The 22209-nt window shown below is 71.3% G+C and carries 20 protein-coding genes; 8 read left to right on the top strand and 12 right to left on the bottom strand.

Annotated features, from left to right (window positions below; genetic code table 11):
• Positions 1-36 precede the first annotated feature (36 nt).
• Entirely contained in the window at positions 37-1203 is a 1167-nt protein-coding gene (locus BN159_RS16885) for an MFS transporter (protein ID WP_015658209.1), read from the top strand.
• Here the strand turns inward: BN159_RS16885 and BN159_RS16880 are convergent.
• Together BN159_RS16880 and BN159_RS16875 are read right to left on the bottom strand one after the other, a co-directional pair.
• Positions 1184-2299, bottom strand: a complete 1116-nt coding sequence (locus tag BN159_RS16880) for an EstA family serine hydrolase (RefSeq protein ID WP_015658208.1) — start codon at positions 2297-2299, stop codon at positions 1184-1186. The genes BN159_RS16885 and BN159_RS16880 overlap by 20 nt on opposite strands.
• Before the next feature lie 77 nt (positions 2300-2376).
• The gene (locus BN159_RS16875) at positions 2377-3549 is read right to left on the bottom strand and encodes a TolB-like translocation protein (protein ID WP_231905618.1); all 1173 of its coding nucleotides are present in this window, start codon (positions 3547-3549) and stop codon (positions 2377-2379) included.
• Between the two features lie 210 nt (positions 3550-3759).
• Here BN159_RS16875 and msrA point away from each other — a divergent pair, with 210 nt between their 5' ends.
• Positions 3760-4272 carry a peptide-methionine (S)-S-oxide reductase MsrA gene (gene msrA / locus BN159_RS16870; RefSeq protein ID WP_015658206.1) on the top strand — a complete coding sequence of 171 codons (513 nt, stop codon included), beginning with the start codon at positions 3760-3762 and terminating at the stop codon, positions 4270-4272.
• 101 nt (positions 4273-4373) lie between these two features.
• On the opposite strand, the gene BN159_RS16865 is transcribed toward msrA, so the two are convergent.
• Complete coding sequence (locus tag BN159_RS16865) at positions 4374-5492, bottom strand: hypothetical protein (protein WP_015658205.1); 1119 nt, start codon at positions 5490-5492, stop codon at positions 4374-4376.
• Between the two features lie 121 nt (positions 5493-5613).
• Between BN159_RS16865 and BN159_RS16860 the strand changes: the two genes are divergently transcribed.
• On the top strand, positions 5614-6768 hold the full coding sequence (locus tag BN159_RS16860) for a cystathionine gamma-synthase (protein ID WP_015658204.1): 1155 nt from the start codon (positions 5614-5616) through the stop codon (positions 6766-6768).
• A gap of 16 nt (positions 6769-6784) precedes the next feature.
• On the opposite strand, the gene BN159_RS47090 is transcribed toward BN159_RS16860, so the two are convergent.
• From BN159_RS47090 to BN159_RS16845, 3 genes are all read right to left on the bottom strand, one after another.
• Positions 6785-7033, bottom strand: a complete 249-nt coding sequence (locus BN159_RS47090; RefSeq protein ID WP_015658203.1) for a hypothetical protein — start codon at positions 7031-7033, stop codon at positions 6785-6787.
• Positions 7030-7533, bottom strand: coding sequence for a sigma factor-like helix-turn-helix DNA-binding protein (locus BN159_RS46210; protein WP_015658202.1), 504 nt, complete (start codon positions 7531-7533; stop codon positions 7030-7032). Before BN159_RS46210 ends, BN159_RS47090 begins: the two co-directional genes overlap by 4 nt.
• Before the next feature lie 151 nt (positions 7534-7684).
• Complete coding sequence (locus BN159_RS16845) at positions 7685-8191, bottom strand: MarR family winged helix-turn-helix transcriptional regulator (RefSeq protein WP_193384331.1); 507 nt, start codon at positions 8189-8191, stop codon at positions 7685-7687.
• Positions 8192-8352: 161 nt separating this feature from the next.
• Here BN159_RS16845 and ilvA point away from each other — a divergent pair, with 161 nt between their 5' ends.
• From ilvA to BN159_RS16830, 3 genes are all read left to right on the top strand, one after another.
• Positions 8353-9582 (top strand): threonine ammonia-lyase, encoded by a 1230-nt coding sequence (gene ilvA / locus BN159_RS16840; RefSeq protein WP_015658200.1) that lies wholly within the window; start codon positions 8353-8355, stop codon positions 9580-9582.
• A 139-nt stretch (positions 9583-9721) separates the two neighbouring features.
• Positions 9722-10699, top strand: coding sequence for a daunorubicin resistance protein DrrA family ABC transporter ATP-binding protein (locus BN159_RS16835; protein WP_015658199.1), 978 nt, complete (start codon positions 9722-9724; stop codon positions 10697-10699).
• A complete protein-coding gene (locus BN159_RS16830; protein WP_015658198.1) occupies positions 10696-11541 on the top strand; it encodes an ABC transporter permease in 846 nt (281 codons plus the stop codon). The genes BN159_RS16835 and BN159_RS16830 overlap by 4 nt, the downstream gene beginning before the upstream one ends.
• Positions 11542-11628: 87 nt before the next feature.
• On the opposite strand, the gene greA is transcribed toward BN159_RS16830, so the two are convergent.
• A complete protein-coding gene (greA, locus tag BN159_RS16825; protein WP_015658197.1) occupies positions 11629-12129 on the bottom strand; it encodes a transcription elongation factor GreA in 501 nt (166 codons plus the stop codon).
• A gap of 177 nt (positions 12130-12306) precedes the next feature.
• A complete protein-coding gene (locus BN159_RS16820) occupies positions 12307-12705 on the bottom strand; it encodes a DUF4307 domain-containing protein (protein WP_015658196.1) in 399 nt (132 codons plus the stop codon).
• Between the two features lie 115 nt (positions 12706-12820).
• Here BN159_RS16820 and mca point away from each other — a divergent pair, with 115 nt between their 5' ends.
• Together mca and BN159_RS16810 are read left to right on the top strand one after the other, a co-directional pair.
• Positions 12821-13702, top strand: coding sequence for a mycothiol conjugate amidase Mca (gene mca / locus BN159_RS16815; RefSeq protein WP_015658195.1), 882 nt, complete (start codon positions 12821-12823; stop codon positions 13700-13702).
• Positions 13695-13940 carry a hypothetical protein gene (locus BN159_RS16810; protein ID WP_078598820.1) on the top strand — a complete coding sequence of 82 codons (246 nt, stop codon included), beginning with the start codon at positions 13695-13697 and terminating at the stop codon, positions 13938-13940. The genes mca and BN159_RS16810 overlap by 8 nt, the downstream gene beginning before the upstream one ends.
• 2 nt (positions 13941-13942) lie before the next feature.
• Here the strand turns inward: BN159_RS16810 and BN159_RS16805 are convergent, their stop codons facing one another.
• The 4 genes from BN159_RS16805 to BN159_RS16790 are packed head-to-tail and all read right to left on the bottom strand — an operon-like array spanning position 13943 to position 22201.
• Positions 13943-14917 carry a hypothetical protein gene (locus BN159_RS16805; RefSeq protein ID WP_015658193.1) on the bottom strand — a complete coding sequence of 325 codons (975 nt, stop codon included), beginning with the start codon at positions 14915-14917 and terminating at the stop codon, positions 13943-13945.
• The gene (locus tag BN159_RS16800) at positions 14914-16206 is read right to left on the bottom strand and encodes a CHAT domain-containing protein (protein ID WP_015658192.1); all 1293 of its coding nucleotides are present in this window, start codon (positions 16204-16206) and stop codon (positions 14914-14916) included. Before BN159_RS16800 ends, BN159_RS16805 begins: the two co-directional genes overlap by 4 nt.
• Positions 16207-16212: 6 nt before the next feature.
• Positions 16213-18948: a tetratricopeptide repeat protein gene (locus BN159_RS16795; RefSeq protein ID WP_015658191.1), complete on the bottom strand. Its 2736-nt coding sequence runs from the start codon at positions 18946-18948 to the stop codon at positions 16213-16215.
• A gap of 43 nt (positions 18949-18991) precedes the next feature.
• Positions 18992-22201, bottom strand: a complete 3210-nt coding sequence (locus BN159_RS16790) for a tetratricopeptide repeat protein (RefSeq protein WP_015658190.1) — start codon at positions 22199-22201, stop codon at positions 18992-18994.
• Positions 22202-22209 lie beyond the last annotated feature (8 nt).

Raw genomic sequence — 22209 nt, 5'->3', positions numbered from 1 at the left:
AAGCCCGACAGGGGGCGTCCCGCCGACGATGGCGAGGTGCGAAGGAACAAGTCGATCATTCTGCTGTCGGCCGGGCATGCCTGCGTCGACGTCTACCAGGGCGCCGTCGCCGCCCTCGTCCCCTTCTTCGTGGCCGAGCGCGCCTACTCCTACGCCGCCGCCTCGGGCGTCGTGCTCGCCGCCTCCCTGCTCTCCTCGGTGGCCCAGCCCCTGTTCGGGGCGCTGACCGACCGCCGGCCCCTGCCCTGGCTGCTGCCCGTCAGCACCCTGCTCGGCGGCGCCGGGATCGCGCTGAGCGGACTCGGGGACTCCTACGCGCTGACGCTGGCGCTGGTGGCGCTGTCCGGTCTCGGGGTCGCGGCGTACCACCCGGAATCGGCGCGCGTCGCCCGCCTCGCGTCCCGGGGGAGCCACACCGCCATGGGCTGGTTCTCCCTCGGCGGCACGCTGGGCTTCGCGGCGGCTCCGCTGCTGGTCGCGGCGGTCGTCGCGGGCGGTGGTCTGCGGCTGACCCCGCTGCTGGTGATACCGGCTGTGGTGGGGAGCGTGCTGTGTCTCGTGGCGCTGCGGGCGCTGGCGGAACCGTCGGGGGAGGCGGGAGCGCGGGAGGTGCCGGGAACCGACGACCCCCGCTCCTTCGCCCTCCTGTCCCTGGCCGTGGTCTGTCGCTCGATCACCTTCATCGGCCTCAGCACCTTCATCGCCTTCCACGTCCAGGAACGCACCGGCGGCGGGACGGCGTCCGGCACCGCCGCGCTGTTCGTCCTGTACGCGGGCGGCGCGGTGGGCAGTGTGCTGGGCGGGGCCCTGGCCGAGCGCTGGGACCGGGTCGCCGTGGTGCGCCGCTCGTATCTGCTCACGGTCGTCGCGGTGGCGGGCCTGTTCCTGGTCCCCGGCCCGGCGGTCCACGTCTTCGTGGCCCTGGCGTCGGCGGGCCTGTACGTCCCCTTCTCCCTCCAGGTCACCCTCGGCCAGGACTACCTGCCCACCCGCATCGGCACCGCGGGCGGCATCACCCTCGGCCTGACGGTCAGCGTGGGCGGCCTGACCACCCCGCTGATCGGTGCCGCGGCCGACGCGACATCCCTGCGGACGGCCCTGGCCCCGCTGGCGCTGCTGCCCGCGGTGGGGTGGCTGCTGGTACGGGGACTGCGGGAGCCCCGTACGGCCGCGGCCGCAGTGGCTACTTCTGGAGCGCCTTGATTCCGTCCTGGGCGGCCATGACCAGTTCCAGGCCCCGGGTGTCCTCGGCGGGTTCGCGCATCTGGTTGGTCACGTAGGCGACCACCGAGCGGGTCTCGGGCTCGATCATGACGAGGGAGCCGCCCCAGCCGCCCCAGCCGAAGGTGGAGCCGAACAGGCCGTAGCCGAGGCCCCAGCGGGTCGTCATGCCGAGGGTGCGGTCCTCGCCGTTGAACTGTTCCTGCCGGGCCCGGTCGGCACCGGCCGGTGACAGGAGCCGGGTCGCGCCGACCGAGCCGCCGCAGGCCAGCGCGGACTGGACGAGGGCCACCGAGCGGGCGTTGCCGAAGCCGCTGGCTGCGGGGATCTCGGCGCGGCGCCAGGCGGGGCTGTTGCCGACGCGGACGCGGAGAGCGGGGGTGTGGGGTTCGGTCGGGTCGATGCCGCCGGGCGGGCTGGCCGAGTAGTCCTCGTCCTGGCCCGGGGGCGGGACGCTGAGGGCGACCCGGGTGTCGTGCTCGGCGGACAGGCCGATGTGGAAGTCGGCGCCGAGGGGACCGGCGAACTCGTCGGCGAAGAAGGTGCCCAGGGTGCGGCCGGTGATACGGCGGACGACCTCGCCCACCAGGAAGCCCTGGGTGAGCGAGTGGTAGCCGGCGGCGCTGCCCGGCTCCCAGCGCGGTGCCTGCGCCGCGAGCCGGGAGGTGGCGGTGTCCCAGTCGTACAGATCGGACGGGGCGAGCGGCGGATCCCAGTCGGGCAGCCCGGCGGTGTGCGCGAGCAACTGCCGTACCAGCACCCGCTCCTTCCCGGCCGCCGCGAACTCGGGCCAGTACCGGGCGACGGGCGCGTCCACGTCGAGGGCGCCGCGATCGGCCAGTACGAGGGCGCACAGGGCCGTCATGGTCTTGGTGACGGACCAGACGTTGACGAGGGTGTCCCGCTGCCAGGGCACGCTCCGCCCGGCGTCGGCGTACCCGCCCCACACGTCCACCACCGGCTCGCCGTCCACGTACACGGCGACCGAGCCGCCCGCGTCCCCGCCGTCCAGAAACTCCGCGAGCGTGCTCGGCACGGCGGCGAAGAGATCGTCGTACGCGCCCTGAATGTCGGCCATGCCGCTATGAAGCCCGCACGGCGGGCCGGGGCGCAACCGAATTCCCGGGGTTCTGGTCTTCTCGGGGGCTTGGTCTTCTAGGGCTCCTGGTCCCGCAGGCTGTTGACGGCCACCTGGATCTGGAGCCAGCTCGGGTCGGCGTCGGTCGCGGAGTCCGCCGCGTCCAGATCGGCCGCCGACCAGGTCCGGAACCCGTCGGTCACGACGAGGTGTTCCTCCAGGGCATCGGCCTCGTAGGCGTCCTCGGGGATCTCGGAGGTGCTGTCCAGGAACGCGGCCACGGCGGACTTCGCGGTGTCGGGGTCCGCGGTGCGGCCGGGCGCGGACAGCAGGGCGAGTTCACCGGCTGCGGTGGCGACGAGGAGTTCACCGGCCGCGGTCGCGGTGAGCGCGGTGACCGGCGAGCCGTCGAGGACTTTGTGCTCCTCGCCTTCCTGGCTGTCGAGATCGAGGGCTACGAGCGTCCCCTTCGGCGTGCCCACCCAGAGCACGCCCGGATCGGAGCCGAACGCGAGGTTGTGCCGCGACCAGGCATGCATCCGCTCCAGCCATTCCGGCGGATACGGATACCCCGGGCTGGGGTCGCCGAGGGTGGTCGACAGGACGCGCTCCAGGGAGGGGAAGGCGAAGACGTCCACGGAGTTGTCGTAGGCGTTGCCGCGGATCGCGAAGCGGCGTCCGTCAGCGCTGAACACGGGTTTCTCGTAGCCGTCGCAGTCCAGGATCAGGGCCCGCTGGAGCACCCGTAGCGGAGTGCCCGCGCTGTCCGGACCGTGCTGTACTCGGGCGAAGAGGCCGTGTGTGGCGCCCTGGTCGCTGCTGAAGGTGAGGACGAGCCCGCCTCCCGGGTGCTCGGCGACCCCCGTGTCCCACCACGGCCCGGCCACCACGGCCCCCGTGTCGAGATCGACGGCGTCGGACTGCTCGTAGGAGTCGTCCTCGGCGGCGGCAGGGGGCGAGGCCCAGAGGGTCCGCCCATCGGGACTGAACGCCAGATTCTGATACTCGGCGCCGTCAGGAATCCCGTCGGCGTCGCAGACCCCTTCGGGAGTCCACCTCAGGACCCCTTCCTCGCCCGCGATCAGCAGTTCGGCCCGCTCCGGGTGCCATGCCGGAACAGGAATCCGGCGGTGCCGCTCCCACCCCAGGGCATCGCCGTACGCGTCGGACTCGCCGCCCGCACCCCCGGCCTCGCGCAACTGCCCGGCCCCGAAGTCCCACACCCGCACGGCGGGCCGCTCCGAGTCCAACCCGGCGACCAGAGGAAGCCGCGGATGACACACAAGCCGCTCGACAGGCGCCCCACCACTGGTTCGCGCCCGAGCCAAGATCTCTATGACGGTCACCGCGACACCGTAGCCGTCACCACTGACAAAGCCGGAGACCGCCGGTGCGGAATCGCTCGGAACCGTCGTGCGTTGAGGGCAGTGACCGAGCCGACTGACATTGGAGGGGCCGTAATGGCTGGGCAGACGCAGAGGGCCGTGCTGGCCGGTGGATGTTTCTGGGGGATGGAGGAGCTGATCCGTCGGCTCCCCGGCGTGACGTCGACCCGGGTCGGATACACCGGCGGTGATGTGCCGAACGCGACGTACCGCAACCACGGCACGCACGCGGAGGCCATCGAGATCCTCTACGACCCCGAGCAGACCGATTACCGCGCGCTCCTGGAGTTCTTCTTCCAGATCCACGACCCGAGCACCAAGAACCGGCAGGGCAACGACATCGGGCTCAGCTACCGCTCGGCGATCTACTACGTGGACGACGCGCAGAAGCGGATCGCCGAGGACACGATCGCGGATGTGGACGCCTCCGGACTGTGGCCCGGAAAGGTTGTCACCGAGGTGGAGCCGGTCGGCCCCTTCTGGGAGGCCGAGCCGGAGCACCAGGACTACCTCCAGCGCTACCCGAACGGCTACACCTGCCACTTCCCGCGCCCGGGTTGGCGACTGCCCGCCCGCGCGGAGGGCTGAGCGGGGGACGGCCCCGCGCGATGAGGCGGGGCCGCCCGAGTCTTGCGGCGCTCGGCGCTGGGCGTAGGCGCTGGGCGCTGGGCGTCCGTGCGTCCGTGCGTTCAGTGCGGGAGCGTCGCCGGGCTGCCGCCGTTCGCCTCGTAGCCCGCGACCGCCAGCGCGCGGTACACCGCGAACTCGGCCGCCGGGTCCGCGGACAGCGTCCAGGGCAGGGCGCCGACATGGCCGTCGACGTGTATCAGCTGGTTCATGGCCTCCGCCCAGCGCTCGGCGCGGACCAGGAAGAACACCAGCAGATGGCGGACGTGGGCGAGCATCGGGTCGTCCGCGCGGGCCGAGTGGACCGCGTGCAGCGCGCCGTGGATCGCCTTGGTGACGACCTCGCTCTGGTAGAAGCCGCTGACCAGGTTGACCTCGGGCAGATGCTCGAACACCGCGAACAGCGGCATCGCCGCGAGCAGCGAGCCCTGCGGCGCGCGGGCCGCGGCGGCCTCCGCGAAGCCGTACGCCTGCTCGCGCGAGCCGTGCCACTTCTCGCACCAGTAGTGCAGCGCGGCCAGATGGGCGCCCATGTGGTTCGGCGCGCGGTCCAGGATCTTCAGCCAGACCTGCTCGAACTCCGGCTGGGTGTAGGCGAGGCCACGCGCCACCGACAGCTCGACGATGTACGGGATCGGGTCGCCGGGGGCGAGCAGCGCCGCCTCGCCGCAGGCCGCCCTGGCCTCCTCCATGATGATCCGGAACTCGTCCGTGCCGGGCGTCGCGGTGCGCCAGGCCTGCTGCACCAGGAACTCGGCGTGGACCGCCGCGCCGCCCGCATCCTTGGGCTGCTCGGCCCGCCACACCCGCAGCCACTGTCCGCCTGGCGCGTCACTGACCCCGCCCGGCCGCTGCTGGAGCTCCAGGGAGGCGGCGCCCGCGAAGGCCTGCACCCGCTGCCAGCGCCGTTCGCCGGCGGCCTCGGTGCCCGCGAGGAGCTGCCCGGCCGCGCGATAGTCCTGGCTGCGCTGCACCAGGTCCAGTACGTCCAGCAGGTCCTGGTCGGGACCCGGCATGCGGACGTCCAGCTCCTCCTGCCGTGCGAAGCCGTAGTTCTCGGGGTCCGCGGCGTCCGGGTGGCCCGCCGGGACCTGCTCGATCATGCCCCGGCGGCGGCGCATGAACGGCAGCACCACGAAGCCGATCATGAGCAGTGCCCACAGGACCAAGAGAATCTCCATGCCTCAAGGGTTCCAGACCGCGCTGACAATTGGCCAACCCGGTCCGCGACCTGTGGACAACGGTCTGTGGATAACCGCTCCGTCCGTCATCAGAGCCGTAGGAGCACTACGCTCGTGACCCATGAGCGACAGGCACATCAGTCAGCACTTCGAGACGCTCGCCATCCACGCGGGCAACACGGCGGACCCCCTCACCGGTGCGGTCGTCCCGCCCATCTACCAGGTCTCGACCTACAAGCAGGACGGCGTCGGCGGCCTGCGCGGCGGCTACGAGTACAGCCGTAGCGCCAACCCCACCAGGACCGCCCTGGAAGAGAACCTCGCCGCCCTGGAGGGCGGCCGTCGCGGGCTCGCGTTCGCATCCGGTCTTGCGGCCGAGGACTGCCTGCTGCGTACGCTGCTCAGCCCCGGCGACCACGTGGTCATCCCGAACGACGCGTACGGCGGCACCTTCCGGCTCTTCGCGAAGGTCGTCGCCCGCTGGGGCGTGGAGTGGTCGGTCGCCGACACCAGCGACCCCGCCGCCGTCCGGGCGGCCATCACCCCGAAGACCAAGGCCGTGTGGGTGGAGACCCCCTCCAACCCGCTGCTCGGCATCACCGACATCGCCACGGTCGCCCAGATCGCCCGGGACGCGGGCGCGAAGCTCGTCGTCGACAACACCTTCGCCACGCCCTACCTCCAGCAGCCGCTGTCGCTCGGCGCCGATGTCGTGGTCCACTCCCTGACCAAGTACATGGGCGGTCACTCCGACGTCGTCGGCGGCGCGCTGATCGTGAGCGACGAGGGCCTCGGCGAGGAACTGGCCTTCCATCAGAACGCGATGGGCGCGGTCGCCGGGCCCTTCGACTCCTGGCTCGTGCTGCGCGGCACCAAGACGCTTTCGGTGCGCATGGACCGGCACAGCGAGAACGCCACCAAGGTCGCCGACATGCTCTCCCGGCACGCGCGCGTGACGAAGGTGCTCTACCCGGGGCTGCCCGAGCACCCCGGCCACGAGGTCGCCGCCAAGCAGATGAAGGCGTTCGGCGGCATGGTCTCCTTCCAGGTGGCGGGCGGCGAGGAGGCGGCCGTCGAGGTCTGCAACCGCGCCAAGGTGTTCACGCTCGGCGAGTCCCTCGGCGGTGTCGAGTCGCTGATCGAGCACCCGGGCCGCATGACGCACGCCTCGGCCGCCGGTTCGGCCCTCGAGGTGCCGGCCGATCTCGTCCGCCTGTCCGTGGGCATCGAGAACGTGGAGGACCTGCTGGAGGACCTTCAGCAGGCGCTCGGCTGAGCCCCTTTGCGAGGGTTCACCAGCCGGTGAGCGGTGGAGTCACCTCCGACGGTGGCTCCACCCACGGGCGCGCCATCAGCGCCCACACCACGAACGCCACCGTCGCGGCGAACATCAGCAGCCACATCAGCCGCAGTGCGATCCTGCGGCGGCGCAGCATCCGGCCGCCGCGCCGGACGGCCTCCGCGCACAGATCGGGCGGTACGACCGGTGCGGTGCGCTCCATGATCCGCCGTGCGGCGGCCTCGCGTTCGGACCGGTTCATGGCGTCGCCGCCCTCGCGCGGACGACCGCCGGTGCGGGCCCCCGCGGTGGGTGCAGCAGGGTCGCGGTGGCCCGGTCGCAGATCGTGCGCACCCGCTCGACGGGCAGGCCGAGCAGGGCCGCCGTCTGCTCCTCGGCGACCCCTTCGTACAGCCTGAGCACGAGGATCAGGCGCTCCTGGGGACCGAGCACGGCCAGCGGGCTGTCCGGGTGCGGGCGGGCCCGGCCGAATCCGCCGTACTGGTGCCACGCTCCCCGCGCGTAGCGTCCGGCCAGATACTGACGGGCGTGGTCGTAGGGGTCCTCGCCGCGCAGCCGGTCCCAGCACGCGTACGTATGGGCGAGGGAGAGCGTCAGCAAACGCCGCGCGCGTGGGTTGTCGGCCGGTGCCTCCGCCGTGAGCAGCGTGGCGGTGTGCAGCAGCCGGCCCGCGGCGCCCGCGACGAACGCCCGGAACTCCCGGGCCCGGCGGGCGTCTTGGGACACAAGCCGTTCTCGCACCGCGCCTCCTGCCTGAGGGCGACCCCCTGAGTGGTCGGATCCCGGCCACGTACGGACGTACGCAGGGGACCCGATCTCATATGAGGCCCAGGGGCGGCCCAGGGTCAAGAGTCGGGCGGCACGCGCGTGCGGAGCCGCGGACTCTGCGGATTCAGGAGGCCGGGGTCGGCTCCGCTCCGGGCATGCCGTGGGCGGCCATGCGAGTGGACAGCGCGGTGTTGAAGCGCGTGAGGAGCGTGCAGAAGGCCACGCGCTCCTCCGGCGCCCAGTCGTGTGTCAGCTCGGCCATCAACTGACGCCTGGAGGATCGCACTTCCTCCAGCCGGGACTGCCCGCGCGGGGAGAGCTGAAGCACCACGGCCCGGCCGTCCTCGGGGTGCGAGGTGCGCTTGACGAGCCCGGTGTCGACGAGCGGAGCCACCTGCCGGGTGACCGTCGAGGAGTCGATGCCCATGCTCGCGGCGAGCGCCTTGACCCCCATGGGGCCTTCCTTGTCGAGGCGGTTGAGCAGCAGGTAGGCGGCGCGGTCCATGGAGTTGCGCACCTGCCCCACCCCGCCGAGCCGGGTCTGTTCGGCACGGCGGGCGAACACCGCCACCTCGTGCTGGAGGGTGTCGAGGAGACCGGTGTCACCGACGGTCGACATGTCCATCGACATTTCAGGTGTTGTGGGCATGGCCGGAGGCTCACTTCATGAGGACTGCTGGGTTGGGGGACAGGGTACGCGGCCGGAAGGCGGGCCGTACCTGCGCTGTGAAAACCCGTCTCGGTGGTCGGTCACACCGGCGGCGTTCGAGTGTGAACTGCGAGACTTGAGTCATGAACTACCGCAAGGCCGACCTGTTGCCGCCGGTCACGCTCGACGACGTGCGCGGCGCGCAGAAGATGCTCACGGGTGTGGCGCGGATGACCGCGATGGAGGGCAGCAGGCACCTGTCCCAGCTCGTGGGCGCGCCGGTGCACTTCAAGTGCGAGAACCTCCAGCGGACCGGTTCGTTCAAGCTGCGCGGGGCCTATGTCCGGATCGCCGGGCTGCTGCCGGAGGAGCGGGCCGCCGGTGTCGTGGCGGCCAGCGCGGGCAACCACGCGCAGGGCGTCGCGCTCGCTTCGGCGCTGCTCGGGGTCCGCTCGACCGTGTTCATGCCGAAGGGCGCCCCGCTGCCGAAGATCAGCGCGACCCGGGAGTACGGCGCGGAGGTGCGGCTGCACGGCCAGGTGGTCGACGAGACACTGGCCGCCGCCGAGGAGTACGCGGCCGAGACCGGCGCGGTGTTCATCCACCCCTTCGACCACCCCGACGTCATCGCGGGCCAGGGCACGGTCGGCCTGGAGATCCTGGAGCAGTGCCCGGAGGTGCGCACGATCGTCGTCGGCATCGGCGGCGGCGGTCTCGCGGCCGGTATCGCGGTCGCGGTGAAGGCGCTGCGGCCCGATGTGCGGATCGTGGGAGTGCAGGCGGCGGGCGCCGCCGCGTATCCGCCCTCGCTGGCTGCCGGGCATCCGGTGTCGGTGAAGAACCCGGCGACGATGGCGGACGGTATCAAGGTCGGGCGGCCCGGCGATGTGCCGTTCCGGATCATCGGCGAGCTGCTGGACGAGGTCCGCACGGTCACCGAGGACGAGCTGTCCACAGCCTTGCTGCTCTGTCTGGAACGGGCCAAGCTGGTCGTGGAGCCGGCCGGGGCGAGCCCGGTCGCGGCGCTGCTGAGCGAGCCCGGCGCCTTCGAGGGCCCGGTCGTCGCGGTGCTCTCCGGCGGCAATGTGGACCCGGTGCTGATGGAGCGGGTGCTGCGGCACGGCATGGCGGCGCAGGGCCGCTACCTGGCCGTACGGCTGCGGCTGACGGACCGGCCGGGCGCCCTTGCCACGCTTCTCGGGGTGCTGACCGTGGTCGACGCCAACGTCCTCGACGTGAGCCACGTACGGACCGATCCCCGGCTCGGGCTCACGGAGGCGGAGGTCGAACTGCACCTGGAGACGAAGGGTCCGGCGCACTGCGCCGAGGTCGGCCAGGCGTTGCGCGAGGCCGGTTACACGGTCATCGACTGAGGTCAGCGGCTCGCGTTCACTCGTTCGAGCAAGTGCATTGTGAGACGCGATACATCGCGTTATGGTGTGTGTACGAATCCAGGCTGTGCACATCCAGGCCGACCGAAGATTCCGATTCCCCGACGACGTGGAGACTCATATGCCAGGCGCCATCCATGCCGAAGGTCTGGTGAAGACCTTCGGCGACGTAAGGGCACTGGACGGTGTCGACCTCGATGTGCCCGAGGGCACCGTCCTGGGCCTGCTCGGGCCGAACGGCGCGGGCAAGACCACCACCGTCCGCTGTCTGACGACCCTGCTGCGCCCCGACAGCGGCAAGGCCGTCGTCGCCGGAGTCGACGTGCTCAAGCACCCCGACGCCGTGCGCCGTTCCATCGGTCTGTCCGGCCAGTTCGCGGCGGTCGACGAGTACCTCACCGGCCGCGAGAACCTCCAGATGGTCGGCCGGCTCTACCAGATGAGGGCGAAGGCCGCGAAGGCCCGCGCGCAGGAGCTGCTGGAGCAGTTCGACCTCGCGGACGCCGCCGACCGCCCCACCAAGACCTACTCCGGCGGTATGCGCCGCCGCCTCGACCTCGCCGCCGCCCTGGTGGTCTCGCCGCCCGTGATGTTCATGGACGAGCCGACGACCGGCCTCGACCCGCGCAACCGGCAACTGCTGTGGGAGGTCATCAAGAAGCTCGTCTCCGGCGGGACGACGCTGCTGCTGACCACGCAGTATCTGGAGGAGGCCGATCACCTCGCCCATGACATCGCGGTGGTGGACCACGGCCATGTCATCGCCCAGGGCACCTCCGACCAGCTCAAGGCCCGCACCGGCGGCGAGCGCGTGGAGGTCGTGGTGCACGAGCGCGAGCACATGGCGACGGCCGCGGAGGTGCTCAGCGGCTTCGGCAAGGGCGAGACCACCGTCGAGGATCACATGCGCATGCTCACCGTCCCGGTGACCGGCGGGGCCAAGCTGCTCGCCGAGGTCATCCGCGAGCTGGACACCCGAGGCATCGAGATCGACGACATCGGCCTGCGCCGCCCCACCCTCGACGACGTCTTCCTCTCCCTGACCGGACACATCGCCGAGGAGAAGAACGCCGAGACCGACAAGGAGACAGTCAAATGAGCGCCGTCACCGACGCCGTGCCGGTCATGGCCCCGGCCCATCCACTCGTCCAGTCCGTCCGGGACTCCCTGGTCGTGGCCAAGCGGAACCTGATCCGCATGTCCAGGATCCCCGAGATGATCATTTTCGGGCTGATCCAGCCCATCATGTTCGTGGTGCTGTTCAGCTACGTCTTCGGCGGCTCCATGAACATCGGCGGCACCACCGACTCCCAGGTCTACCGCGAGTTCCTGATGGCCGGCATCTTCGCGCAGACCGTCACCTTCGCCACCGCGGGCGCCGGAGCGGGCATCGCCGACGACATGCACAAGGGCCTCATCGACCGCTTCCGCTCCCTGCCCATGGCCCGCGGCGCGGTCCTCACCGGGCGGACCCTGGCCGACCTGGTGCAGACGGCGCTGACCCTGTTCGTGCTGGCGACAGTCGCCCTGCTGGTCGGCTGGCGCACCCACACCAGCTTCGGCGAGGTGCTCGGCGCCTTCGGACTGCTGCTCCTGCTCGGCTACGCCTTCACCTGGGTCGGCGCCCTGATCGGCCTGTCCGTGCGGACCCCCGAGGCGGCCACCTCGGGCGGACTGATCTGGCTGTTCCCGGTCACGTTCATCTCGAACGCGTTCGTGGACTCCAGCCGCATGACCCCCTGGCTCCAGCACGTCGCCGACTGGAACCCGTTCAGCGCCACGGTCCAGGCCTGCCGCGAGCTCTTCGGCAACCCCGGGGTCTCCACCTCGGACGCCTGGCCCATGCAGCACCCGGTATGGGCGTCGCTGATCTACTCGATCGTGATCGTCGCGCTGTTCCGCACCCTGGCGGTCCGCAAGTACCGCTCGGCCTCGGCGTGACGCGGCGCTCGTCGGCATGACGAAGCCCCCGGCGTCCCGCGGACCGCGCGGACGCCGAGGGCTTCGGCAAGGGCGTGCGGGGCGGCGTCAGCCGCTGTACGGCTCGGCCTTCAGGATCCGCACCGAGGCCTTCTTGCCGTTCGGCAGCTCGTACTCCGCGTCCTCGCCGACCTTGTGGCCGATCACGCCGGCGCCCAGCGGGGACTGCGGGGAGTAGGTCTCGATGTCGGCGCTCGCGTACTCACGCGAGGCGAGCAGGAAGGACAGGGTGTCGTCCTCGTCGCCGTCGAACGCGATCGTCACGACCATGCCGGGCGCGACCTCGCCCTCCGCGGACGTCGGCGCCTCGCCGACCTGCGCGTTCTCGAGAAGCTGGGTCAGCTGGCGCACACGGAGCTCCTGCTTGCCCTGCTCCTCCTTGGCCGCGTGGTACCCGCCGTTCTCGCGCAGGTCCCCCTCCTCGCGCGCGGCCGCGATCTTGGCGGCGATCTCCGTGCGCGCAGGACCAGTAAGGTGCGCAAGCTCGTCCTTGAGCTTGTTGTACGCCTCCTGGGTCAGCCAGGTGACGGACTCGCTGGTCTGGGTCACAGGTGCTCCTCGTCGGTACTGGGAATACAAAGCATCGCCCTACCCAGAAGAATGTTCCCTCTCGGATGGGCGAAACCACGAGCCTAACAATTCAATGGCAGAAGGGGGAGGACATAAGCCATCAGAATTACGTCAACGCAGGTCAGCGTCTACGTATTGCGAGCGATCCGGCCGAGGTCAGTCCGCGTGGCAGCCGAGCAGCTCGGCCGTGGTGCCCTCAGCCCTCGTACGCAGCGTGACGACCTTGTCGATCCGGGTGGCGTCCCCGTCGAAGCGGAAGTCCCCCCGGCCCACCTCGGAGCCGTCCTCCGACTGGGACCGGATCGTGCAGTAGCCGGAGGCGCCGGAGTCCTTGCGGACCTCCAGATGCACCTTGACCGCCTTCTCCGAGAAGTCGTACTCGATGACCTCGGCGCTGATCTTGTTCTGGCCGACGTAGTGATAGCCGAAGTAGCCCACGACCGCCACGAGCAGCGTGCCGAGGACCACGGCGGCGAGCTTGAGCCGACGGTCGGCACGCGCGTCCGAGGAGCGCCCGTAACGGCCCTCGGGCAGTCCTGTGCTCGCCGTGGTCATGATCGTCCTCTCGGCAGGGCCGGGCCCTGGAATTATTCGGCCCCCGATTCGGTCACTATAGAAGCCGCCTTATGCGCCCATGCACACCGGGGCGCCTACCGACGAGGATTGAGTCTTGACTGACCAGCTGCGACTGATGGCCGTCCACGCCCACCCCGACGACGAGTCGAGCAAGGGCGCGGCCACCATGGCGAAGTACGTGTCCGAGGGGGTGGACGTGCTGGTCGTGACCTGCACGGGCGGGGAGCGCGGCTCCATCCTCAACCCCAAGCTCCAGCACGACAAGTACATCGAGGAGCACATCCACGAGGTACGCAAGAAGGAGATGGACGAGGCCCGCGAGATCCTCGGCGTCAAGCAGGAGTGGCTCGGCTTCGTCGACTCCGGCCTGCCCGAGGGCGACCCGCTGCCGCCGCTCCCCGAGGGCTGTTTCGCCCTGGAGGACGTCGACAAGGCGGCCGGTGAGCTGGTGCGGAAGATCCGCGCCTTCCGTCCTCAGGTGATCACCACCTACGACGAGAACGGCGGCTACCCGCACCCCGACCACATCATGACCCACAAGATCTCGATGGTGGCCTTCGAGGGCGCGGCGGACACCGAGAAGTACCCGGAGAGCGAGTTCGGCACCGCGTACCAGCCGCAGAAGCTCTACTACAACCAGGGCTTCAACCGCCCCCGCACCGAGGCGCTGCACCAGGCGATGCTCGACCGCGGCCTGGAGTCGCCGTACGGGGAGTGGCTCGAGCGCTGGGACGAGTTCGAGCGCGCCGAGCGCACGCTGACCACGCACATCCCGTGCGCCGACTTCTTCGAGATCCGCGACAAGGCCCTGATCGCCCACGCCACGCAGATCGACCCCGACGGCGGCTGGTTCCGGGTGCCGATGGAGCTCCAGAAGGCGGTCTGGCCGACGGAGGAGTACGAGCTGGCGAAGTCCCTCGTCGATACCTCCCTCCCCGAGGACGACCTCTTCGCGGGCGTCCGCGACAATGCCTGACATGAGCGCAAGCGCAAGCCTGGCAATGACGCACCTGGCCACCCTCGCCAAGGAGGTCGACGAGGACAAGGTCACCCCCGGTGTCCTCGGCTTCATCGTCTTCGCGGTGATGGCCCTGGCCGTGTGGGGCCTGATGAAGTCGATGAACAAGCACATGGGCAAGGTCGCCTTCACGGAGGCCCCGGACCCGAAGGCGGACGCGCCGCGTGACGCCTCCGGCGACGCCGACAAGGGCTGACCTCAGCGGGCGTGTTCCGCCAGCGACAGCAGCAGATGTGCCGACTCCGGCCGTACGTGGTCGGAGTGGGCGCCGGACCAGCCGCGCCGCCGGACGTACACCTCCGAGGCGTCGACGCTGACGAACCGGTGGTCGAGCACCTCGTGCGGATACGGCTCGCCCGTGCCGCGCATCCGGATCGCGGAGACCGGCGCGGGCGCGGTGCCGATGCCCGCGTGGCCGACCCCCGCCCGCTTCTCGGCAAGCTCATGCCAGAACCCGGTGGCGAGGTCGGCCTGCGCGTAGGTCGCCACGACCGGTCCGTGCAGCGGGGCCTCGTCGAGCGCGCCGAACAGGGTCGCGAAGGCATCCCGCGGCGCGGCCATCTGGAACAGCAGCATCGAGTCCGCGGTGAACGGCCGGTCCGGCGGCCGCGGCATGCTCCAGCCCAGCGTGACAGGCCCCTCGGCCGCCCACTGCACGGCCTCGCACAGGACACGGCACCCGAAGGAGTGCCCGATCAGGTGCAGGTACTGGCCGTCACGAGTGGCGAGTACGGGTGGCGCCGCCGGATCACCGCGGCGGGCGTCGACGTACCCGAGCAGCTGGCCGAGGACCCGGCCCGCGTGGCCGCTGCCCGTGCTCAGGGCATGCGCCCGAGCGCGCATCTTCCGGTACTCACCGATGCCCCGCCGCTTCCCCGAGGGCCAGCACAGCAGGACCGTCCACGGCCGCCACTCGGGCAGCCCGGGATACGCCCCGCGCCGGTACTGCTCGGCCGCGTGCGCCAGCAGACCGTCGACCATGGCGCGGGCGTCCTCGGGCGGGGTGCGCCAGCCGTGTGCGTAGACCAGCAGATCGGTGGCCCATTCCGGCGGAGTCAGCTCCTCGGCGAAGTGGTCGGGGAGCCGGTCGGTGGGTACGGGGCGCAGGCCGTCGGCGGTCTCCTCCAGCAGCCGTCCGTCGGGCCCGAGGCGGACCGTGACGACCTCGTTCATACGGCGGCCTCCTGGTCGGGGGCGCGTTCCAGGCGGGTGTCCATGCCGTGGTGGAGGGCGTAGGCGAAGCCGAGGGGGTTGTGCAGTACGTCGGCGAAGTGGCGGGCGACGGCGTGGGCGATGTCGCCCGCGGTCCCGGTGCCGTGCAGGTAGCGGGTCAGGAACTCCAGCGCGTACTCGGCCGCGAACACCTGCGGCATCTCTATCTGCGGGCCCAGTACGCCCCGGGCGCCCGCGTCGATCAGCGCGCCGCTCAGGAACTTGTGGTCACCGCCGCCTTCGGGGACGCCGGCGTGGCAGGCGTTGAGCACGACGAAGGGTTGGAAGGGGCTTTCGCTGCCGAAACGGCGCCGCCGGTCCTTCACGGTCTGCGCGTCGATGGTCTTGTTGTCGGTCAGCTTCAGGGCGAGGGAGGCGGGCTGGGAGCCGTTGGGGATGAAGTGGCCGTGGCACCAGAAGTACATGAGCTGCTCGCACAGTTCGGCCTCGCCGAGGGCCCTGACCAGTTCGCCGTGCGTCGTGCGCTCCACGAATCGGGTGCCCTTGGCGAGTACGGCGGCGACGTCGGCGGCGCGGGTACGGCCCCTGCGGTCGACGCGGGTGTCGTGGTTGAGGCTGACGGCGGGGATGTCGGGGGCCTCGTGCAGTCCGCCGAGCCAGGGGTACGCGCCGCCGGTCTGCTCGATCTGGTGGCGGTATCCGAGGAAGCGTTGGAACAGCGGATCCAGTCCCTCGCTGCGCGGAAGAAACGCCGGCACGCTCTTCTGCTCCAGGCACACCATCGGCCACGGCACATACAGATCCGAGTCGAAGCGGACGCGCAGTCCGTCGCGGAGCCCGAGGGTCTCGGTGAGGTAGTCGCGGAAGCGTATGACGCGGTCGTCGGCGCTGCCCAGGAGAGTGCCGTAGAGCAACTCCGAGCCGACCAGGGCGAGTTCGTTGACGATGTCGTAGACCTCGGCAGTGGGGCGTTCCCGCAGGTCCACGAGGGTTGCGTACGCGTTCTCGGGCCCGTCGTCCGGCTGATGGTCGACGAAGTGCTCCTTCCACTGCCGACACAACCGGGCCGCAGCCGCGCGTACGTCGGCAGGGCGTACCGCCAGGTCGACACGGTGCTCGGTGCCGTAGATCGAGGGCACGGCGGGGCCGTACAGCCGGGCCCTGACCTTGTCCTCGCCCAGGCTGTCCAGGCATACGGTGACGTCCGGGCCGCGGGTCAGCCGGTCGGGGAGGGCGGTGAAGCCGCGGCTCGGGTCCTGTACGACGTGCACATGGAGTTCGGTGGGCATGCCGGGCTACCGCCCGCGCGGGATGACGGAGTGCGGTGCCGCGTGGCTGCCCGGCTGGTCGTTGTCGAGGATGTCGAGCTCTGTTTCCACTTGTTGCAGGACCGTCCCGGTGCGTTCGAGGGCGATGGTGAACCGGATGCGGTGGGTTCCGGTGCGGTGGGGGGTGAAGTCGAACTCGGCGCCGTGGCCTGCCTGGTGGGAGGGTCGCAGGTGCGCGGACGGCGGTTCGAGGGAGGCCCGGGTCAGGGGGAGGGCGGTGGCGGTGAGCCAGGGGGCGGCTTCCGGGTCGGCCGCCCAGGTGTGGCCCGGCTCCGGGGAGACGCGGAGGAGGAGGCGGGCGGTGGTTCCGGTGGTGGGGGATTCGTCGAGGAGGGTGATGCGGACTCGGCAGCGGGGGCCGTGCGGGCTGAGGTCTTCTTCTGTGACGTCGGGGGTCGAGGTGGTGAGGACGAGGTCGCGGGCGTGGGGCGGGATCTCGTTGAGGAGTCCGTTGAAAGGGGTGTCCCAGAACCTCTCGATGTCCTGGATCAGTTGCGTCGCCCACGGCCGATCGGGCAGGGACTCTGTGAGGCGGGCCCGTGCGTCCGGTGGCGGAGGCGTGTGATCGCGTGCGATCCGGACCGCGCTCACCCAAGAGAGCCCGGCCACGTCGTCCAACGTCCGGAAGTCGGACTGCGCGGTGGACAGGAACGCCGATGACATCGCCGGGCCGGGGACGCGGGCCGCGATCTCCAGGGTTGCCCAGGCCCGCCCGTGTGTGCAGCCGGTTTCGACGAATTCCTGGTGGACGCTGAGCCACTCGGCCACGGGGTCTTCCCGCCAAGGCAGCCTGTCGGGTGGCACCAGCGCCACCCGGTGCCGTGCCCAGGCATGGCCGAGCGCGTCCCAGCACTGTGAGAAGCACTCGCGAGCTTCCTGCCATTCATACTCAGCGTCGCTGTGATGGCCGTCCCCCCACAGCGCGTGCCCCAGCCAGAACTCGGTCCAGCCGACGCCCCGGACGTCCCCCGCGGCCTTGTGCGCCGCGATGGTGCGCTCAGCGGTGAGGCACGCCTCCTCGGTGTCACCGCGCTGTGCCTGGAGCCGGACCCGTTCGGTCTCGATCCAGTTCTGCCCGCGGACGTCTCCGAGAGCGCTCAGCAGTACTTCAGCCTGCCCGAGCAGCTCATCGGCTTCCGCGTTCAGCCCGCGCAGCAGGCTCACCCGAGCCAGCTGAAGCAGCGCCTGACCATGGCCGCGCCGACAGTCGAACGCCCGGTGCAGATCCGCGGAGAACCGCAGGTGACGGGCGGCCTCCTCCACCTTGCCCTGGTCGCACAGCACGGCCCCGCGCACCAGGAGGTTCCAGGCCGCGTGGATGTCCTCCGCCTCGGGTGCCGTACCCAGCGCCGCCAGCGCGGAGTCCAGGTGTCCGGCCGCGTGATGGTTCGCCGCCCTCTCGCGGATGGCGTGCGGCGTGGTGTCGCCGTCGATCAGCGACTGGGCCACGTCCGGCAGGCCCACGCCCCTCGCGACTGCACACAGAGCACGGCGCACCGCCGAGTTCTTCCTCGACCCTCGGTGCAGGGCCACCAGTCGGTGGGCGTCACCGAGGAAGGCGAGGACTGTCGCCAGCGCGTTGATGAACAGGTCTTCCAAGTACTTGGCCCGCAGCCGACGGGTGTCGGCCAGCAGGCGCATGAACTCGTCGATGTGTGCTGCGAATTCATGCGGAGAGAGCGCTTCCAGGGGCTTGTCGTCGGACAGCAGCCGGGGCCGTCCGTCCAGCAGACTGGCCGAATCGTCGACGAGCCGAGTGGCGGCTCCGGCCAGTTCCAGGACCAACTCGTCAGGCGGTGTCACGTGCGCCGGCGGACGGCCCAGCACCGCTTCCCGCACGGGGGCCGGCAGCAGGAACACGTCCTCCGCTTCGCGTGGTTGCTGCACCAGCCCTCGCTGTACCAGACCGGCCATGGCGTTCCGTCGGTCCAGCGGCCAGATCGTCAAGGTCGTGAAGGGGGCGCGGGACGGTCTTGAGGCAAGCGTCTCCAGAAGGAGGCGCTCCTCGGGGGTGCAGCGGTGCAGAGCGAGCTGAACGAGAGCGTCCGGTCGCGTCGCCCCAAGAAGCTCTTCGCGCGGAACTTCGTGCGCCAGCGCTCCGGCGATGCGGACCAGCGACGGCAGCCCGAGTGCGGCCGAGGGGGCTGCAACAGAGTGCGTCTCGGGGTACCGCGAGAAGAGCTCGGTGGCCTCCCGTCCACTGAGAGGCCACACCCTGTGCAGCAGGTCGACCCCCCGCCACCCGCGCTTCTGGTCCGAGGTGACGATCACCGTCAGTCCGACGCAGCCCCGCAACACCTTCAGCAACGGCCGGGCGGCCGACGGGCTCACGTCGTCCAGGACCACGACCCGTTCACGGATGTGCTTGGCGCACTGGTACCGCAGTAATCGGCGGAACACCCGCTCAGGCGCTGTGGCCGCGTGCACGATGGGCTCGCGCGGCGCCCCGCACTCCGCGAGCAGCCGGAGCAGTGTGCCCTGCACGTCCACGGTGCCGCCGAGGCCGAGCCAGTGCACCGGGAGCGGATCCTCGCCCGACTGTCGCCGCTGCTCATCGCCGTGCCACCGTGCCATCACCGCGGCCAGGGCCGACTTGCCGACGCCGGGCGGGCCGTGCAGGACAGCCACGAACGGCGCCCGCCCGCTGACGCCGCCGATGGACAGGTCGTAGAGCAGCGCGCGCAGATCGTCCGCCCGCCCCACGAAGCGGTCCTCCTCGCGGGGCGGCGGAGTAGGCCCCCGCAAATCAAACCCCACCAGACCTCCCAACCACCGAAACCGCCACCCCCATCACCTCCCGAGCATGCCTGCTGGGCACCATCCCCAACCGCCAAGCCTGCCAGCCCGCCTCCAGATTGACGCCCCGTTCCAGCAGAAGCCGGTACGCGCCGACGTACTCCTCCAGCTTCTCGTCCCGTGCCCCATGGCCACCCCGCGCCAACTGCGCCAGCTCCTCCTGGGCCACCGCCGTACCGACCTCGACACCCCCCGGTGCCGCATACGGCAGCAGCGTGCAGCGCAGGAAGCGGGACCAGTCCTCGCCCCGTTGGTCGCCGTAGGACGTGAACAGGGTCGTTGCCTCGTCGCACAGGGCGAGGGCCTGCTGGGTGCGGGCGTTGCCCGCGTCCACCACAGCCAGCTCCAGGCACGTCCAGGCTTCGCCGTGGGCTACGCCGATACGCTGGAAGTCCGCCCGCGCGTCGACCAGGAGCTGGCGGGCGAAGCCCGAGTTGCGCAGGGAACCCGTCTGGGCGGCCCGGAGGTCCCGCGTCGCCCGTGCCGAGTGGTGGCGGGCACACGCCAGGCCGTACACGTCCCGCATGCGGGAGAACATCGTGCGGGAGCGTTCCAGTTCGCGGACCGACTGGTCCAGGTTGCCGGTCTCCTCCAGGGCTTGGCCCAGGTAGTACAACGTCCACGCCTCGCCTCGTGCGTCCTCGTTCTCGCGGTGGCGCGACGCCGCCTGGCGCAGGCCGTCGACCGCGGGGGACGGGTCGCCGTCGACCAGGCGGGCGCGGGCCAGTTGGGTCAGGGCCCAGGCCTCGCCGCGGGCGTCGCGGGTGCGGCCGTACAGGTCGAGGGCCGTGCGCAGTTCGCGTTCCGCGCGCGGTACGTCGCCCATGCGCAGGCCGAGTTGGCCGAGCTGGAAGTGGGCCCAGGCCTCGCCGTGCACGGACTCGCCCGCGCGGTGCAGTTCCAGGGAGCGGGTGAGCAGATCGAGCGCCTCGGAGAGGTGGGCCCGGTCGCGTTCGACCGCCGCCAGCGCGTGCATCGTCCAGGCGCGGTCCGTGGCCAATTGCGGTGGGGCTTGCAGATCCAGCGCCTCGCGGAGCTTTCTCGCCGCCTCCGTCAGCTGGCCCTGGTGGTGCAGGGTGATGCCGAGGGAGCACAGGGCGCGGGCCGCTCCCGCGTCCTGGTGGGCCTCCATGTAGAGGTCGACCACCGACGCCAGCGTCGTCCGCGCCTTGTCCAGTTCGCCGAGCTGGCGTGCCGCGATACCGGTGCGCCACTGCACCGAGCGCATCAGCAGGCCCTGGTCCACCGCCTGGGCCAGTTCGCTGATCTCACCCAGGCGGTACAGGTCGCCGCGCAGCAGGCAGTAGTCGCACAGGGCGCCGAGCAGTTCCAGTACCGCCGACTGATTGACGCCCTCCGCGTGCCGCAGCGCCGAGGTGATGAAGCTGGACTCGTCGTCCAGCCAGCGCAGCGCGTCGTCGAGGGAGGTGAAGCCGTGCGGGCTGAAGCGGTCGGAGCGGGTGGACATGTTGCCGTCGACCAGGCGCAGGACGGAGTCGGCGAGGTCGGCGTAGTTGACGATCAGGCGTTCCTGCGCCGCGGTGCGCTCGGCCGGTTCCTCCTCGTCGAGGAGGCGGGCCAGCGCGAAGGCGCGGACCAGTTCGTGCAGCCGGTAGCGGCTGCCGCGGACGTGGTCGATCAGGCCCGCCTCGGAGAGGGCGGTCAGGTGGCGGCCGGCCTCCGACTCGTCCGTCGCCAGTAGTGCGGCTGCCGCCGCCGCGCCCAGTGAGGCCCGTCCGGCCAGCGCGAGGCGGCGCAGCAGGCGCCGGGCCGGCTCGGACTGGTCGGTGTAGCGCAGCCACAGCACCCGCTCGACCGGTTCGACGGGGCCGTATGCGCCGAGGTCGGTGGCGAGGCGCCGGGGTGAGCGCGGGCCGAGGGAGGAGCCCGCGATGCGCAGGGCGAGGGGGAGTCCGCCGCACAACTGGCGGATGCCGTCGGAGGATTCGGCGTCGTAGGGGCCCGAGGAGTCCTGGGCCACCGCGCCCAGCAGTTCCTCCGCGCCCGCCTCGTCCAGCGGCTCCACCGGAAGCTGGTGCACCCAGGCCACGTGGTCGTCGGGCAGGGCGAGGGGTTCGCGCGAGGTGACCAGGACCAGGCTGTCCGAGCGCTCCGGCAGCAGGGTGCGGATCTGCTCCGGGTCGCAGGCGTCGTCCAGGACGACGGTGACCGGCAGTCCGGTCAGATGCTGGTGGTACAGCTCGCCGAGCCGCTTGACCTGCTGGTCGGGGGCGGTGCGCTCGCGGAAGAGCAGTTGCTCGCGCGGGGCGCCGAGCCGGTTCAGCAGGTGCAGCAGAGCGTCCCGGGTGGACAGCGGCGGCTCGTCCCCGCTGTCGCCGCGCAGGTCCACCACGCAGGCGCCGCGGAACTGGTCCTTCAGATCATGGGCCGCCCGCACCGCGAGCGCCGTACGGCCGCTGCCGGGCGCCCCGTGCAGCACCACCACCGTCGGCCGGGTCTCGGTGCTCGCGCGCGCCGCCTGCACCCACTGCCTGATCCGCCCCAGCTCCTGCCGCCGCCCCGCGAACACCCCGACCGGTTCCGGGAGTTGGCCGAGCGACTGCTCCAGGACGGTACGTCTGCGCGCCGCCGCGCTCTTGTCGGTGCCGCGCAACGGAGGGGCCGTCGACCCCGTCGACGCGCTCAGCACCCGCTGCTGATCGAGGAAGGGCCGGATGCCGCGTACCTCCAGCGCGGTCAGCCAGGCCAGCCGCAACTGCTCGGGCCCGCCGGGCTGTCCGGCCGCCCCGGCCTGGTGGTGCGCGGCGGGCAGATGGGTTCCGGCCACCTTCACCACGGTCGCCACGGCGCCGACCACCCCGGCGGTCACGCCCGCGCCCACCGCCGTACCCATACCGGTGCCCAGCGCCAGGTCGGCGACCGCGGCGGTGATCCCCGCGACACCCGCCACCAGCAGCGGAGTGCCGCCGCCGTCACGGGCGTAGCGCTGGCCGAAGGTGAGCCGGCCGGCCTGCGTCTCGTCCAACGCCCGGGTGTAGGTCTCGTACTCCTCGGCCGCGGTCTGCGCCATGGCGTCCAGCGCGCCCCGCGCCCGGGACAGCAGGACGTTCCCGTCGGTGCGTCCGCCCGAGCGGCGCACCTCTTCCTCCACGGCCCGGGCCAACAGCCGCTCGGCCTCTGTCCGGTGGCTGTCCCGCATGTCACTTC

It is taken from the genome of Streptomyces davaonensis JCM 4913 (assembly GCF_000349325.1).
Lineage (GTDB): Bacteria > Actinomycetota > Actinomycetes > Streptomycetales > Streptomycetaceae > Streptomyces > Streptomyces davaonensis.
This window is presented reverse-complemented; position numbering and strand designations above follow the sequence as displayed.